Origin of the sequence: Seonamhaeicola sp. (assembly GCF_028281565.1) — a bacterium.
GTDB lineage: Bacteria > Bacteroidota > Bacteroidia > Flavobacteriales > Flavobacteriaceae > Seonamhaeicola.
In genome coordinates, this window is the sequence record NZ_JANQJQ010000037.1 from 73,253 (window position 1) to 89,084 (window position 15,832).

Annotated in this window: 13 protein-coding genes; 9 read left to right on the forward strand and 4 right to left on the reverse strand. The window is 37.2% G+C overall.

The window, feature by feature from the left end:
* Window positions 1-38 precede the first annotated feature (38 nt).
* Window positions 39-1,241 carry a metallophosphoesterase family protein gene (locus tag Q0983_RS15700; protein ID WP_299555520.1) on the forward strand — a complete coding sequence of 401 codons (1,203 nt, stop codon included), beginning with the start codon at window positions 39-41 and terminating at the stop codon, window positions 1,239-1,241.
* A gap of 55 nt (window positions 1,242-1,296) precedes the next feature.
* Here the strand turns inward: Q0983_RS15700 and Q0983_RS15705 are convergent, their stop codons facing one another.
* A complete protein-coding gene (locus Q0983_RS15705) occupies window positions 1,297-2,334 on the reverse strand; it encodes a LacI family DNA-binding transcriptional regulator (protein ID WP_299555523.1) in 1,038 nt (345 codons plus the stop codon).
* 145 nt (window positions 2,335-2,479) lie between these two features.
* Here Q0983_RS15705 and Q0983_RS15710 point away from each other — a divergent pair, with 145 nt between their 5' ends.
* The 7 genes from Q0983_RS15710 to secDF all read left to right on the forward strand — a co-directional run bounded on the left by Q0983_RS15710 (window position 2,480) and on the right by secDF (window position 12,854).
* The gene (locus Q0983_RS15710) at window positions 2,480-3,883 is read left to right on the forward strand and encodes a DUF1080 domain-containing protein (protein WP_299555526.1); all 1,404 of its coding nucleotides are present in this window, start codon (window positions 2,480-2,482) and stop codon (window positions 3,881-3,883) included.
* Between the two features lie 10 nt (window positions 3,884-3,893).
* Complete coding sequence (locus tag Q0983_RS15715; protein ID WP_299555529.1) at window positions 3,894-5,219, forward strand: Gfo/Idh/MocA family oxidoreductase; 1,326 nt, start codon at window positions 3,894-3,896, stop codon at window positions 5,217-5,219.
* 91 nt (window positions 5,220-5,310) lie between these two features.
* Window positions 5,311-6,498, forward strand: coding sequence for a Gfo/Idh/MocA family oxidoreductase (locus Q0983_RS15720; RefSeq protein WP_299555532.1), 1,188 nt, complete (start codon window positions 5,311-5,313; stop codon window positions 6,496-6,498).
* A gap of 158 nt (window positions 6,499-6,656) precedes the next feature.
* The gene (locus Q0983_RS15725; RefSeq protein WP_299555535.1) at window positions 6,657-7,691 is read left to right on the forward strand and encodes a DUF6588 family protein; all 1,035 of its coding nucleotides are present in this window, start codon (window positions 6,657-6,659) and stop codon (window positions 7,689-7,691) included.
* 253 nt (window positions 7,692-7,944) lie between these two features.
* Entirely contained in the window at window positions 7,945-8,877 is a 933-nt protein-coding gene (mdh, locus tag Q0983_RS15730; RefSeq protein WP_299555538.1) for a malate dehydrogenase, read from the forward strand.
* 78 nt (window positions 8,878-8,955) lie between these two features.
* Complete coding sequence (locus Q0983_RS15735) at window positions 8,956-9,564, forward strand: hypothetical protein (protein WP_299555541.1); 609 nt, start codon at window positions 8,956-8,958, stop codon at window positions 9,562-9,564.
* 284 nt (window positions 9,565-9,848) lie between these two features.
* The gene (secDF, locus tag Q0983_RS15740) at window positions 9,849-12,854 is read left to right on the forward strand and encodes a protein translocase subunit SecDF (RefSeq protein WP_299555544.1); all 3,006 of its coding nucleotides are present in this window, start codon (window positions 9,849-9,851) and stop codon (window positions 12,852-12,854) included.
* A gap of 578 nt (window positions 12,855-13,432) precedes the next feature.
* Here secDF and Q0983_RS15745 read toward each other — a convergent pair.
* Window positions 13,433-13,753 carry a GIY-YIG nuclease family protein gene (locus tag Q0983_RS15745; RefSeq protein WP_299555547.1) on the reverse strand — a complete coding sequence of 107 codons (321 nt, stop codon included), beginning with the start codon at window positions 13,751-13,753 and terminating at the stop codon, window positions 13,433-13,435.
* A 351-nt stretch (window positions 13,754-14,104) separates the two neighbouring features.
* Complete coding sequence (locus Q0983_RS15750; RefSeq protein WP_299555550.1) at window positions 14,105-14,611, reverse strand: SRPBCC family protein; 507 nt, start codon at window positions 14,609-14,611, stop codon at window positions 14,105-14,107.
* 88 nt (window positions 14,612-14,699) lie between these two features.
* Between Q0983_RS15750 and Q0983_RS15755 the strand changes: the two genes are divergently transcribed.
* Window positions 14,700-14,873: a hypothetical protein gene (locus Q0983_RS15755; RefSeq protein ID WP_299555553.1), complete on the forward strand. Its 174-nt coding sequence runs from the start codon at window positions 14,700-14,702 to the stop codon at window positions 14,871-14,873.
* 14 nt (window positions 14,874-14,887) lie between these two features.
* On the opposite strand, the gene Q0983_RS15760 is transcribed toward Q0983_RS15755, so the two are convergent.
* Window positions 14,888-15,712, reverse strand: a complete 825-nt coding sequence (locus Q0983_RS15760; protein ID WP_299555556.1) for a tetratricopeptide repeat protein — start codon at window positions 15,710-15,712, stop codon at window positions 14,888-14,890.
* Window positions 15,713-15,832 lie beyond the last annotated feature (120 nt).

Below are 15,832 nucleotides of genomic sequence, written 5' to 3' on the forward strand. Positions count from 1 at the left end.
CAAACTCACAGATACAATTTTTTTTCCTGTTGCTAATAATGCTTTTTATAAGTTGCAAATCAACCAAAACAGAAGTTGAACATGATCACCAGTCTGAAACCATATTATTAAGGCAGCCTTATTTGCAAAATGCATATGCTGATAGTGTGAGTATTTTGTGGATTACAAATAAAGGTGAAAACACATACGTTAAATATGGGAAATCTGGTGAGCCGGACACAAAAGTTTACGGAACTGTTGTAAATGAGGGTAATAAAGTTAGGAGTACAGTGACTATAAAAGATATTGAAAGGGGCGCGACCTATTTTTATGCTATTTATACTGATGATAAGTTACTGGCATCCGGGGACGATTATTTTTTTAGAACCGAACCTGATAGTGACGTAGCAAAGTTTTCATTTTATGCCATGGGAGATATAGGGGAACCATTAATTAAAGGCGGGTTTCCCCATATTACCAGTAATCAAATCAATAATTTAGAAAGAAAACCCGATTTTGGCATAGGCTTGGGTGATATTATCTATCCGGACGGAGAAAGTTCATTTGCAGATGCCTATTTATTTAAGCCAATGGAGCCAATTTTAAAAAACATTCCTTTTTATCCGGCATTAGGTAATCACGATTGGCATGTTGATCCGAATAAGAATTTTGAAAAAGAGTGGAAGCTGCCAAACAATGAACATTATTATTCATTTGATTATGTCAATGCCCATTTTATAGCCTTAGATACCAGAGATGGTGTTTTATATGATGCAGAAAATCAAGTTCAATGGTTTGAAAAGGATTTGATTCAAGCTCAAGCTAAGTATGATTGGATTTTTGTTTACTTTCATCATAATGGGAAAACCTGTACTTATAAAAGGGATTACCAGTCAGTAATAGACTTATATCCCTTGTTTTCCAAGTATAATGTAGATATTGTATTAAATGGTCATGCCCATACTTATGAAAGGCTGCATCCATTGGACGCAAGTGGAAATGTAATAGAAACGTATAGAAATAATATCTATGATTATCCTCTAATTTCAAATGGATTTATTCAAATTACTACAGGAGCAGGTGGAAAAATTAAAAAAAACTGGAAGCCTTATGTTCCAGGTGCCTGTATGAAAAACATTGTCGCAGCGAATGCGCATAGAGGGCATTTTTCGTTATTAAAGATAGCCGGAAAACGATTGGAATTTCAAGCTATATCTTCAATAGGAGGCGAAGTGTTAGATGCTTTTGTCATTAGCAAATAAGTATGGCCTAAACAATATTTTTGTATTGGTTATATTTGAAATTATCATTTAGAAGTTAAAAAGCATCTACATTTTCTTTAGTAACAATGGTCATTGGGGAGTGATAATTAGGGTTAGGGGCCTTATTCATTACCAGGTAATCACTCAAAAGTTTAATACCGTTAAAACCTTGCTGATAGGGGTTCTGGCAAATTAAAAAGTCGATAGTATCATTTTTCAGAAACTGAATATTCTTTTCATTGGTATCGTATCCAATCAATCTGATGTTCTCAAGTTGTGCTGTTTCCAAATATTCGGCAATTAAAAACGATCTGCTTGACGGCACAAAAATACCATCAATAGTCCTGCCTTTCATATGGTCGTCTAAAATACTGCTAATCACCTTTAAGTCTTTAAAATTAGGGATGGCAATATCTTTAATTTTTATAGAAGACTTTTTTTCTTTAAAAAACGATTTAAACCCTGTAATTCTATCATTTATATGCGAATAATTACCCTTGTTCAACCTAAAAACCGGGATTATGATCTCACTTGAATCTGCCAGCATAACACTCATAAGCTTGGCCGCAAGATGGCCACTTTTAAAAGAATCCTGCCCAATAAATGACAGGGTATTGAAACCTTGTAAATCAATATTTATAAATACATAAGGGGTGTTTTCTTTGTCAAGGTGTGTAATAAGTTGTGAGGTTTCTTTATGGAAAACAGGAGCCATTAAAACCGCATCAAAATCACCGGCAATCAAATCTTTAAAAGCGGTCACATATGATTTTGAATCAAACTGATCGAACGTAAAAAAAGAAGTGGAAATCCTAAAGTTCTTGATCTCTTCGGCAGCTTTTTCAATCCCTTTTTTGGGTTCTGACCAAAATTCGTTTTCAACTCTGGCTTCAGGGATCAGAACCCCTATTTTATAGCTCTTGTTTAATGCCAGTGTACTGGCAATCGTATTGATTTGAAAATTATGTTCCTCAATAATTTTTTGAACATGAATTTTGGTTTTTTCAGAAACGCCGGGCCTGTTATGAATAACCCTGTCTACCGTTCCGGTAGAAACGTTAGCCTTTTTTGCTATGTCCTTTATAGTTGTCAATGTAGTTGTAAGTAATAAATAATTATTTATACGTCCAAAAATACATAATAAATGTGCTTTTATTTTTTATAATTCAGGTAAATTTATAATTTTACGTGCACGTACACAAAACTAAAAAAATAATTCTAATTTATTAATATTCAAGATGTATTTTAAATTCAAGTGGTTAGTCATTGCAGGTTTATTCTTTATAGGAATAATGCCTTCTGAGATGGATTCTCAAACAAAACAGGATGGTTGGAAAGTACTTTTCAACGGTAAAAATTTAGACGGCTGGAAACAGTTAAACGGAAAAGCGGATTACAAAGTTGAAAACGGGGAAATTGTAGGGACTTCAAAAATGGGAACCCCAAACAGTTTTTTATGTACCAAAGAGAATTACTCCGATTTTATTTTAGAGTTCGAGGTGATTGTTGATCCTATCCTTAATTCGGGCGTACAATTCAGGTCAAACAGTTTTAAGGATCATAATAATGGCAGGGTTCACGGCTATCAGTTTGAATTGGACCCCAGTGACAGGGCCTTTAGCGGTGGTATTTTTGACGAAGCCAGGCGTGGCTGGCTGTATCCGTTGGCCATTAATGAAAAAGGAAGAAACGCATTTAAAAACGGTAGCTGGAATAGCTGTAGAATTGAAGCCATTGGCAACTCCATAAAAACATGGATAAATGGTATTCAATGCTCTAATTTGGTGGATGACCTGACAGCTTCGGGTTTTATTGGATTACAGGTTCATGGCATTGGTGGAAATAAACAAAAGGACGGAAAGCAAATTAAGTGGCGTAACATCAGAATTAAAACGGACCATTTAAACGAAAGTAGGTGGGCTCAGGATCCGGATGTTAAGGAAATGAGTTATTTGTTAAATACACTAACAGATAGTGAAAAACGTAACGGATGGCGTTTACTTTGGGATGGAAAAACCAGTGACGGTTGGCGTGGTGCCAAATTGGATCATTTTCCTAAGTCCGGTTGGGAAATGAAAGACGGGATTTTAACCGTTTTAGCAACAGATGGCGGGGAATCTACCGGCCCCGGAGATATTGTAACAACTAATGTATACGGTAGCTTTGAGTTGGAACTGGAATTCAAAATAACAGAAGGCGCTAATAGTGGTATTAAATATTTTGTGGATCCTAATTTGAATAAAGGAGCAGGGTCTGCCATTGGGTGTGAGTTTCAAATTTTAGATGATAAAAAACATCCCGATGCTAAAAAAGGGGTCAATGGTAATAGAACGGTAGGCTCATTATACGATCTGATGACGGCTGAAGGGCATACCATTGCCGGTCGCAAAAAACAATTTAAAGGTGTTGGTAGCTGGAATAAAGCCAGAATTGTTGTAAAGGGAGGAAACGTTGAGCACTGGCTGAATAATGAAAAGGTTATTGAGTATGACCGTTTTTCTCATATGTTTAGAGCCCTGGTTGCTTACAGCAAGTATAAAAAATGGGACAATTTTGGACAGTGGCCGGCCGGACATATCCTGTTACAAGACCATGGGGACACGGTTCACTTTAGAAGTATAAAAATTAGAGAATTCAATTAAAAAATATCATATGAAACCAACTAGACGACAATTCATAAAACAAACAGCGGCCGGAACTTTAGGCGCTGTGATTCTACCCAACGTAAGTTTTGCAGGAGATAGTATTCTGGGAGCCAACGAAAGAGTAAATGTGGCAGTTATTGGGGTCCGCAGTAGAGCAAAATCTTTAATGCAGGCTATTAGCAAGTATCCGAATGCCAAAATTATTTACACCTGTGATGTTGATGATAATATCATTGAAAAGAATAATGAGTGGATGGTAAAAACCATTGGATATAAAGCTAAAGTTAAAAAGGATTTTAGAAAAATATTAGAAGATAAAGATGTGGATGCGGTGTTTATTGCAACACCGGAACACTGGCATGCACCTATGGCCATTTCTGCGTTACAAGCCGGAAAACACGTGTATGTGGAAAAACCTTGTAGTCATAATCTTTTTGAAAATGATTTACTGGTTAAGGCCCAAAAGAAATACAACAAAGTGGTTCAAATGGGGAACCAACAGCGTTCTGCAGTAACGAGTCAGCAAGCGGTTCAGGAAATTAAAGACGGGATCATTGGTGATGTTTATAAAGGAGAAGCTTATTATTCAAACAACCGCGGTTCTATAGGAAAAGGAAAAGTAGTTGATGTTCCCGGTACTTTAGATTGGGAATTATGGCAGGGACCGGCCCCAAGAGAGCAATACAGAGATAATGTACATCCTTATAACTGGCATTGGTTTAAAACCTGGGGAACAGGAGAGGTTCATAACAACGGTACCCATGAAATTGATGTTTGCCGCTGGGCACTTGGTTTAGATCTGCCCAATAAAGTAACGTCTTTTGGAGGAAAGTATACTTATGATGATGACTGGGAGTTTACCGATAACCAGGAGGTGTTCTATGAATACGATAGCGGTAAATACATTAAATGGGTAGGGCATAGTCGTGGAAAGATCATGCCTAGCCAACCCGGTAGAGGCGCTACTATATATGGTAGTAAAGGTACCATTATGCTAAGTAGAAATAGTTATCAGTTATTTGGTTTAGACGGCAAGTTAATTAAGCAAATTGACGAAAAGGAAAAAAGTGCCACGTTAAATACTGCCGGAGCCGGTAGTCTGGATGTGAAGCATATTGGAAACTTTTTCAATGCCATCAGAGTTGGTGAAAAACAGAACTCACCTATTGCCGATGCCGCTATAAGTACCGCCTTATGTCACTTGGGGAACATTGCTCAGGAAGTTGGAAGGACTATTCATATCGATACCAAAACAGGGAAAGTGTTTGATGACGACGAAGCCATGACACATTGGAAACGGGATTATGAAGCAGGTTGGGAACCTAAATTATAAAAAGTGTTAAATTAAAGAAATAGGAGGTCGTATATGCCTCCTATTTTTATATTTATTGTTGATTTTCGAACTGATAAAAATTTTAAAATAAATGAAACGACGAGAGTTTGTAGTGAAGAGTGGGTTGGCATCTGCAGGCGTAATAGCTACTACTTCAGCAATAGGAGCCATATCCTGTACTACCGGATTTGGCAAGGATTTTATTAATATTGGTGTTATTGGAACCGGTGGACGCGGTTGCGGATTAATCCCTTTAATAAATGACATTGCAGGTTTAAATGTTACAGCAGTTTGCGATGTATTACCGTTCAGATTGGAAGAAGGCTTAACAAAAACTAACAATACTGCCAAAGCCTATAAGGATTATAAGGATTTGCTGAAAGATGAGACGGTTGATGCCGTTTTAATTGCCACACCATTTAATACACATTATGAAATAGCTATGGCAGCTATTGAGGCCGGTAAACATATCTATTGTGAAAAAACGCTGGCTAAGGGTTTAAAAGAAATTGACAGTTTGGTTGAAAGCGTTTCCAAATCGAAATTGATTTTTCAAACCGGACACCAATACCATAGTTCACGTTTATATACACATGTGGTTGACCTTTTGAAAAAAGGAGAAATAGGGACTATTAAATCTTTTGAATGCCAATGGTACAGAGAAGGTGATTGGAGAAAACCGGTTCCGGAGCCTCAATACGAGCGCGCTGTTAACTGGCGTATGTATAAGGAATACTCCGGAGGCATGACGGCCGAATTGAGTTCGCATCAAATAGATTTTGTGAGTTGGGTGTTGGATGAAAACCCGAAGAAAATTATGGGGACCGGAGGCATCAACTTTTGGGATGATGGCAGGGAAACCTACGACAATACCCATTTAATATTTGAATACCCAGGAGGCGTAAAGGCTCATTTTAAATGTTTGACCAGTTATATTCCTGGTGGTTATCAAATTAAGGTCATTGGAGATAAAGGAACTATAACAATGACTACAGGAAAAGCCTGGATAAACTTTTATAAAAAACCGGAGAAAGCAGAATTAACCGAAGTTGACGGTGTAGCCGGTGCTACGGCTCCAACAGATTATATACCACAAAAGGGCACGCCCATCAAGGTTGAGCATTTGAATCCAAGTAAGCAGGCTTTGATTGATTTTAAGGATGCCGTCATACATAACAAACAACCTATTTCAAATATTGAAACCGGTGCTAATACGGCAAAAGCAGTACAGCTAGCATTAGATGCCATGTATAATGAAGCGGTTGTATATTGGCAATAGACCGTTGAAATAGTAGTAAAATTCAAGTAAATTCAAGCGCCATGATCTGAGGTCATGGCTTTTTTTATGTTAAAAAATCGATGAAAAGCAATTTTTTTCCGATAAAGTGTTGTTTTTTACAGAATTTTTACTATGTTTGCTGTACCCAAATGAAAACGATGAAAAAGATTATCTTACTTATGTTATTGTGTTTTATGACACAATTTTCTAAAGCTCAGGAATTAGAGAGCATTTTATTAGCGGCCAGAGAAGACGCTAACAAATTAACCGCAGCCTACATTAATCCGGCAATGAACGGTTTAATTTATGGTATGAACAGTGGCTGGTATCACACAGCTAAAGTTCACAAAAAATTGGGCTTCGATTTAACCATTGGGTTTAATGCCTCCATGGTACCTACCAAAGATGAGATCTTCAGCTTTGCAGATCTAAACTTAACCAGTGTAACCAGTACGTCGTCTCCAACCAGTGCAACAGTGGCAGGTTCAGGTAACGGTGCTACGCTAACGGTTTCTACGGATGTAGAATACCAGGGCAATACTCAAAATGTTTCAACCACTTTAGAAATGCCTTCGGGAATTAAAGGGGATTTACCTTTAAGTGCCATACCAACACCGGCATTACAATTAAATGTAGGGCTTCCGTTAAAAATGGATGCTATGATCCGTGTAGTACCGGAAATTAATACGGACGATGTTAAAGGAAAATTATTGGGTATTGGTCTTAAAAAAGAAATTACAGGCATTTTTGGCCCCTTGGATAAATTACCGTTGCATGTATCATTATTAGCTGCTTACACCAGTATGGATGTTAGTTATGCTATGGATGGCGATATTGTTCCGGGAAGCAATCAAAGAGCTGAGTTTGATTTAAGCTCATTTACGGCGCAGGCTATTGCGTCCTTAAACTTCCCTATTATCAATGTTTATGGTGGTGTAGGATATACCGGCGGTAATTCATCATTAAAAATGTTAGGAACCTATAACCTGGATTACACCATTACGGGAGGCCCTTTTGATGGTCAGCAAGCCATTGTGCCGGTAACAGACCCCATCAATATGGATTTTGATACCAGTGGTTTTAGAGCCACATTAGGTGCCAGATTCAGTTTAGGGTTCTTCAAAATATTTGGAGATTATACTATTCAGGAATATAATACACTATCTGCAGGAATGGCATTTAGCTTTAGATAAAATAAAGACGTAATTATTGAATAGTTCATAAAAAAGATGTTTTAATTTTAGTTAGTTTATATTTAGTTTTATGTTTTAAAAAAGTACGGGATTTAGTCCTGTACTTTTTTTATTTAGAGCATTTTAATTCTTAATTTTGCATGACTTTGGTCATGAAATTTTTCCTTTTAAATCATGAATTTTGTGGCGTAAAATTCCATTAAAAAGAACTGAAAATTATTCTAAATTTTAACAATTAATAAAAGTTAAACGTATGAAAGTAACAGTAGTAGGAGCAGGAGCAGTAGGTGCAAGTTGTGCAGAGTATATTGCTATTAAAGATTTTGCTTCAGAAGTAGTTTTGTTAGACATTAAAGAAGGCTATGCTGAAGGTAAAGCCATGGATTTAATGCAAACAGCATCATTAAATGGTTTTGACACTAAAATAACTGGTGTTACAGGCGATTATAGTAAAACAGCTGATAGTGATATTTGTGTTATTACGTCCGGAATTCCGAGAAAACCGGGAATGACCCGTGAGGAGTTAATAGGGATCAACGCCGGTATTGTAAAAACAGTATCTTCAAGTTTGATTGAGCATTCACCTGACACCATTATTATCGTAGTTAGTAACCCAATGGATACTATGACGTACTTGGTACACCAATCTACTGATTTACCAAAGAACAGAATTATCGGTATGGGTGGCGCTTTGGATTCAGCACGTTTTAAATACAGGTTAGCCGAGGCTTTAGGAGCGCCTATTTCTGATGTTGACGGTATGGTAATTGGCGGGCACAGTGATACCGGTATGGTGCCATTAGTAAGCCACGCCACAAGAAACAGTGTAAAAGTTTCTGAGTTTTTAAGTGAAGAACGTCTAGAGCAGGTTAAAGAAGATACTAAAGTTGGAGGTGCTACCTTAACTAAATTATTGGGTACGTCTGCATGGTATGCGCCCGGAGCAGCAGTAAGTGCTTTGGTGCAGGCTATTGCTTGTGACCAAAAGAAGATCTTCCCATGTTCTACCTTATTGGACGGTGAATATGGTTTAAGTGATATCTGTATTGGTGTACCTGTTGTATTAGGTAAAAACGGTATTGAAAAGATTGTTGATATTCCATTAAGCGATGCCGAAAAAGCACACATGCAATCCAGTGCGGAAGGTGTTAGAAAAACAAATGGATTATTAAGTGTAGAGGCTTAGTACGCTAACCTACATAAACACATAAATTTATAATAAAGACTGTAGCAATACAGTCTTTATTTTTTATATATTTGGCGCATGAACGCAAAATGGTACTTTAGTACATTAATAATAGCATTGACACTGCTTGGTGTTTGCCAGAAACAAGATCCTGTACCCAACCAGGAAATTGTAATGGAGTTTGCCAATGCCGAAGTTGCTAAAGACGACGTTCAAGCAGCCATTGCAAATGTTAGAGAACAGTTGCAAGAGGTTGGTGCCACCAATATTAAAGTTCAGGAAGCAGAAAACGGGACTTTAAAGATTACCTACCATAGTCATGTTAAGGTAGCCAACATAAAAGAGATCCTCTCCAAAGAAGATCATTTAGTGCTTGGGTATGCTTCTGATAACCAGGATGAAAGTGATTCGCATGCTTCAGACGAACCATCCGGTTATAACCTTGATGTTTACGAGATCAGAAAAGGATCGGAACCATCAAGTTTAGGTGGTAAGTATGTTTTAGAAATAAAATTTGATTACGATCGGTTTACTAATCCTAATGTCTATTTTCCATTAGAAAATCAAGCGGTTAGTAAATCGGATCATTCCATAAAAACGGCTTATAAAGTTAATCGCAATATTGCTATTGCAATAGATAATACTTCACACAAAGAACCGGAGGTTAGAGCCGGGCCTAATTGTTAAAAGTCACTTGTCATTCTGATTCCGATAGTTATCGGGAGAAGAATCTTTGAAAACTAAATTAAGATGCTTCGCTTTGAGGGCACTTCGACTGCGCTCAGTGTGACATTCGGAAATCATGATTAGAATGACATATTCGACATTTCAATCCCTAAACTATCATTAAAAATTTTAAAGGCGTTTAAATAAACCCTTTCAATTCAATTATAAACACAAAAATAATTGTCAAATCTTAAGGTGAAACATACATTTCCCGTTTTAAAATTTGACCATAAAATAACAGAAGCATGCAAAACAAAGGATTAGTAAGATTGTTTGCTATATTATTCGGGTTGGTAAGTATCTACCAATTATCGTTTACATTTAAAGCAAACCAAATTGAGGCCAATGCAGAAGAACAGGCCATAGAAAAGATTGCTGAAACCGAAGCGAATTATCGTGAACTGAGAAGCCAGGAAGAAGCCAGCTATTTAGAGTCTATAGCAACAGATACCGTGTTCAACATCGGTATTGCAAAATACACTTATAATGACGTGAAGTCTAAAGCCATGAATTTAGGTTTGGACTTAAAAGGAGGTATTAACGTAATTCTACAGGTGTCTGTAAAAGACATCTTAAAAGGATTGGCAAACAATACCAGCGACCCTGTTTTTAATACCGCTTTAGACAACGCGTCTGAGGTTCAAAAGAACAGTCAGAATACCTATTTAGAGGATTTCTTTATAGAATTCGATAAAATTAAAGGCGATACTAAATTAGCCTCTCCGGATATATTTTACACCAAAGACTTAGATGGTGAGATTGACGGCAGTATGACCGATGAAGAGGTTAAAAAAGTAATTCAAACCAAAATTGACGAGTCTGTAGTATCGGCTTTCGAGGTATTACGTAAACGTATTGACGGGTTAGGAGTTACCTCTCCAAACATTCAGCGTTTAGGGAATTCAGGTAGGATTTTAATTGAGTTACCGGGAGTAAAAGATATTGAACGTGCCGAGCGTAACTTCACTACCATGGCACAGTTACAGTTCTGGGATGCCTATAAAGGTGAGCAGTTCTTTGGATTTTTGGCGCAGGCTAACGAAGTTTTAAAACCATTGGTTGAAGATGCCAAACCCGAAGCAGAAGTGGCTGAAGGAAACGATTCTGAAGATGCTACGGCACAAGATACTATTGATGACCTTTTAGGAGAAGCTACTACAGATTCCACAGAGGTTGCAACTGTAGCAAATCCGTTATTGGATTTAATCAGAGGTCCGGGTTACCAGGGCGGACCGGTAATTGCCCAATTTGAACTAAAGGATAGAGAAAAAATCCTTGAATATTTAGATAGAAAAGAAGTTAGAGCCTTACTGCCGGTAGAACAGCGTTATGCCAAGTTTGCGTTTGGTAAACCAAGCAAGGATTCTGAGATTGTAGGCTTATATGCTTTGGTAGGAAACAGGGAAAATGTGCCTCAATTAAGTGGTGCGGTTGTAACAGATGCTCGTGTTAATTTCGGATTAACAGGAAAGCCTGAAGTATCCATGCAAATGAATAGCAAGGGCGCTAAGATCTGGGAACAAATGACAGGTGAGGCCTTTAACCAGGGAAGCCAGATAGCTATTGTTTTAGATGATATTGTATATTCTGCTCCAGGTGTTACTTCCGGGCCCATTGCAGGGGGGAATTCATCTATTTCAGGAGACTTTTCTTTAAGTGAAGCTGAAGATTTAGCCAACGTATTACGTGCGGGTAAATTACCGGCTTCGGCAGATATCATTTCAAGTGAAGTAGTAGGGCCGTCATTAGGTCAGGAAGCGATCGAAAGTGGTACGATGTCATTCATCATTGCGTTGATAGTGGTGTTATTATGGATGATCTTCTACTACGGAAAAGCGGGTGGATTTGCAGACATTGCCATGGCATTAAATATCTTATTGATCTTCGGAATTTTATCAGGTTTAGGCGCTGTGTTAACCTTACCTGGTATTGCGGGTATCGTATTGACCATTGGTATGTCGGTGGATGCGAACGTACTTATCTTCGAGCGTATCAGGGAAGAGCTTACCAAAGGCAAGGGGCAAAAAGAATCTATTAAAGACGGGTTCAGCAATGCGTTATCCTCTATTCTAGATGCCAATATTACTACCGGTTTAACGGCATTGATCTTATTTATTTTTGGTACAGGGCCTATTAAAGGGTTTGCCACTACCTTATTGATCGGTATTGGTACCTCCTTATTTACAGCTATTTTCATTACCAGGTTATCTATTGACTGGTATGTAAATAAAGGCGGAAAATTAAACTTTGCCACACCAATTACCAAGAACCTTTTCAGAAACATCAATATAGAATTCTTGAAAAAACGTAAAGTAGCCTTTATCATTTCAGGGGCTATTATCGCTTTAAGTTTAGGATCGTTATTTACTAATGGTTTAGACCAGGGTGTTGATTTTGTTGGTGGTAGAACTTACCAGGTACGTTTTGCGCATGATGTAAGTGCAACCGAAATTACCGGGGTATTATCACAGCCGGACATTTTTGGAAGTGCCGAGGCTAAAACCTTTGGATCTGCTAATCAGTTAAAGATCACTACTAAGTATAAAGTAGATGAAAGTGGTGCCGAGGTAGATGAAGAAATAAGACAAAACTTATTTACCGGTTTACAGCCGTATTTAGAAGGTTTAACTTATGAGCAATTTATTGACTTAACCGATGAGAATAAACAGGTAGGATTATTACAATCAGACAAAGTAAGCCCCACCATTGCCGATGATATTAAGCAGGCATCTGTTTGGGCGGTATTAGGGTCTTTAATAGTAGTGTTCCTTTATATCTTACTACGTTTTAAGCGTTGGCAATACTCGCTTGGTGCGGTGGCTGCGGTATTTCACGATGTATTGATCGTACTGGGGATCTTCTCGTTGACCTATAAGTTTATGCCGTTTAATATGGAAATCAACCAGGCATTCATTGCGGCCATCTTAACGGTAATTGGTTACTCGTTGAACGATACCGTGGTGGTGTTCGATAGGATTCGTGAGTTCTTTAATGAGCATTCCAGCTGGCCGTTTAACCGCGTGGTAAACTCCTCATTGAGCAGTACTTTAAGTAGAACCTTAAATACCTCTTTAACTACTTTAGTGGTATTATTGGCCATCTTTGTTTTTGGTGGTGATTCCATCAGAGGCTTTATGTTTGCCTTGATAGTGGGTGTTATTGTGGGTACCTATTCATCGTTATTTATAGCGACACCAATTATGTATGATACTGTACAGAAATTAGACGATAAAGAGAAAAAGAAAAAGTAGACCAAAACTAACTCATTCTTTTAAAGGCCTATTGACAAATGTCAATAGGCCTTTGTCATTCTGAGCGTAGCGAAGAATCTCTATTTGGTGCCTTCGAGAGCCTCAGGCACCAAGTAACGTTCAACTTTTTAAACTGTCATGCTGAACTTGTTTATTCACAGGTTTAATATTTTAAATTAAGGAGTTCATGAATTTACCATTTCAGCATCTCACAAAAGAATTTTGATAAACTTGTGCTGAACATTCTAGGGTAAAACCTTTAGGTAGCTAATTTCTAAGTGCCCTCTAATTACAGATTTCGGTCTACAGGGAAGAGATTGCTATTTTTCATTCAATACCTGTAGAACACCTCCCTTAATCCCTCCTTCACTTCGACTAAGCTCAGCACAAGGTTAGGAGGGAAACTGTAGCCTTTTTAAAAAATATAGAGTATGAGTTTCCCCTCTAAAAAGAGGGGAGTAAGGGGTGTGTAGAACTATTGTCAAAGCCCGGGTAGGGTAATCTCTTAATCGGTAAGGAGATTACTTCGCCGTGCCTCATCGCAATGACAAAAATATATCCATTTCAAATATGCATTGTCACCCTGAACTTGTTTCAGGGTCTAAAGGAGACCATAAGTTGTCCCAATTCGGGTTTACACTTTCTATCAAATTGATTTTCCATTGCCTGTGCCAATTTTTTAATTGTTTTTCTCGCTTAATAGCGTCTTCAATGAATTGGAACTCTTCATAATACACAAGTATCTTAAGTTTATATTTAACAGCGAAAAAAGCTCCTTTTCCTGCAACATGTCTTTCCATCCTGTCGTCCAAACCACCAGTTACTCCAATATATAAAACTCCGTTTGGTTTATTGGTTATTATATAGACCCAATAGTTGTGATAAGAGCGTTTAGCCATTTAGAAGTGTTTATTAAAGTATAAATGTAACACTAATTTTTAGGTGTAGTAAGGTAGAGATGCTGAAACGAGTTCAGCATGACAATGGAAAAGGTAGAGATTTTGTCATCCCTATTTCTGTAGCATGGACAAATTATTTTAACCAAAAGTTCACCGGAATTACAAGTTTATCTTGTCACCCTGAACTTGTTTCAGGGTCTAAAACTCCCGTAATTCGCCTAATACTTTATCAAATTTATTTTCCACCTTTAATACTAATGTTTTTGGAAATGTAAGAGATGCTGAAACAAGTTCAGCATGACAAAGGGAGTATATTATCACATCTCGATATTGGCGTGATTAGTAATAACGTTAATTCTCGGAGTGTAATTCAAGCACATGATCACGAAGCGCGTGCAATAGACCCGTGTAAGCCGGTTCCAGCCAGCTGGCATCCCAAAACATAACACCAATACCTTTAAAATCTTCATGGATGGTGACTTTGGTTTTGTTCCCAACAGGTTCCAGGATATAGCGATGGTCAAAGGTCAGTACTCCGGGAATGCCGCCGTATTGATTCAATAATTTTTCCGGAATTAATTCTACCACTTTAACTTTAAGTTCAAGTGGTTTGGTTCTGGGTTGCACAAGTTTGTATGGTAAGGTGTTGCCCTGTTCAATTTGCCCTGATATGGGGAACAACACGTTATTCCATGCTTCATAACCGGTTTCGTCCATCAAAACGTCCCATACTTGTTCCGGGCTGGCTTCAATGACAAGCTCGGTATGAACCGACTTTCTGCCAATTAGATACAGGAGTAGCAAGATAGCGGCCAACACCATTATGGCGATGGTCCATTTTGATGTTAAAATTGTCATGGTTTTCTAAATATCTTAAATGTAATCATTTTTAAACAACTACTTATCAGTAGTTACATATTAATAATAAACTCAGTTTCTTTACACTATGGATAATCACGACTTCACTTCAGAGGAATTAGCAGCTTGTTTGGATAAGGGCATTTACATGCTATTCTTTATAGAAGAAGATACCTTTGATAGAAAGGATATTCAGAATGTTGTTTTTGCTATGAAGAGTGTTCAGCAGGCTTTAAGGAAAGGTGGGCAAAAGGTGGAGTAACATTATTGTACATTTTACTCAACGTTTATTTTTAATCTTTTTTTAGTTTTTTGCTCAAATTCTTTCTTCCAATCGTCAAGGTTGAAATTATACCTTTCTTGAAATGAAGATGTTTCCCAATACATCATTAAAGCATAGTTCTGTTCCATTAACAAAGCTCTGTCAATATCTCCAATATCGTTAAGTCCAGCTACAATATCTTTGATTATTAAATAGTCTTTATTTTCTTTTTTACCTCCAAAATTAAATTCCAGATTTTCACGGTTTTCAATCAATGGGTGATTTTTTAATTCCTCAATCGGATTTAAACTCTTAATCATTCTTAAGGCATTTTGAGAAGGAAATTCTATTGCCCAGTTTGAGATAACAGCATTAATTATACTTTTTTGAAATTCTAATTCATTGCCAATTCTTCTAAGTTGTGATGCAAGTTTGAACCAATTTTCACTTAACTCTCCGAAATAATCAGTACTTCGTTTATAGCACTCAATAGCTTTTTCAGGATTATTCTGTTTCAAATATTCATTTCCTTTATTTATGAAACCCATCACAAATTCTTCATTTTCAATCTCCTCTTCTCCCCAATCATAATCATTTAATTCATACCATTCTAGAAATTTGTCCAGATTGGAAAATCTAGGAACAATAATACCTTCATCATGAATCATTTCACATATTATAGGCTCTTGATTTTCCTTTCCAAATTCCCAGTAAAAGCCAAAGTAATCTCCGTTACCTAAACTGGCTTCACCAAATTTCAAAAATCCGTTTGGAGGATAAGCACCAATTTCTATTTCTGAATTTATCGAAACTTCACTTATTCTTTTAGGTAATTTCATTTTATCTAATATTAGGTAACGTTTAGGTTATTATTCCGTTTAGAAATCAGCCATTGATTAATACTTTTTATTTTGGTGTGGCACTAAACCACAATGAATTATAGCCATTGTTGTATGCTG

Coding starts and splice junctions, on each gene's coding strand:
- Q0983_RS15745 (WP_299555547.1), bottom strand. CDS start 13,753: ATGGCTAAACGCTCTTATCACAACTATTGGGTCTATATAATAACCAAT.
- secDF (WP_299555544.1), top strand. CDS start 9,849: ATGCAAAACAAAGGATTAGTAAGATTGTTTGCTATATTATTCGGGTTG.
- Q0983_RS15750 (WP_299555550.1), bottom strand. CDS start 14,611: ATGACAATTTTAACATCAAAATGGACCATCGCCATAATGGTGTTGGCC.
- mdh (WP_299555538.1), top strand. CDS start 7,945: ATGAAAGTAACAGTAGTAGGAGCAGGAGCAGTAGGTGCAAGTTGTGCA.
- Q0983_RS15735 (WP_299555541.1), top strand. CDS start 8,956: ATGAACGCAAAATGGTACTTTAGTACATTAATAATAGCATTGACACTG.
- Q0983_RS15725 (WP_299555535.1), top strand. CDS start 6,657: ATGAAAAAGATTATCTTACTTATGTTATTGTGTTTTATGACACAATTT.
- Q0983_RS15755 (WP_299555553.1), top strand. CDS start 14,700: ATGGATAATCACGACTTCACTTCAGAGGAATTAGCAGCTTGTTTGGAT.
- Q0983_RS15710 (WP_299555526.1), top strand. CDS start 2,480: ATGTATTTTAAATTCAAGTGGTTAGTCATTGCAGGTTTATTCTTTATA.
- Q0983_RS15715 (WP_299555529.1), top strand. CDS start 3,894: ATGAAACCAACTAGACGACAATTCATAAAACAAACAGCGGCCGGAACT.
- Q0983_RS15700 (WP_299555520.1), top strand. CDS start 39: ATGCTTTTTATAAGTTGCAAATCAACCAAAACAGAAGTTGAACATGAT.
- Q0983_RS15760 (WP_299555556.1), bottom strand. CDS start 15,712: ATGAAATTACCTAAAAGAATAAGTGAAGTTTCGATAAATTCAGAAATA.
- Q0983_RS15720 (WP_299555532.1), top strand. CDS start 5,311: ATGAAACGACGAGAGTTTGTAGTGAAGAGTGGGTTGGCATCTGCAGGC.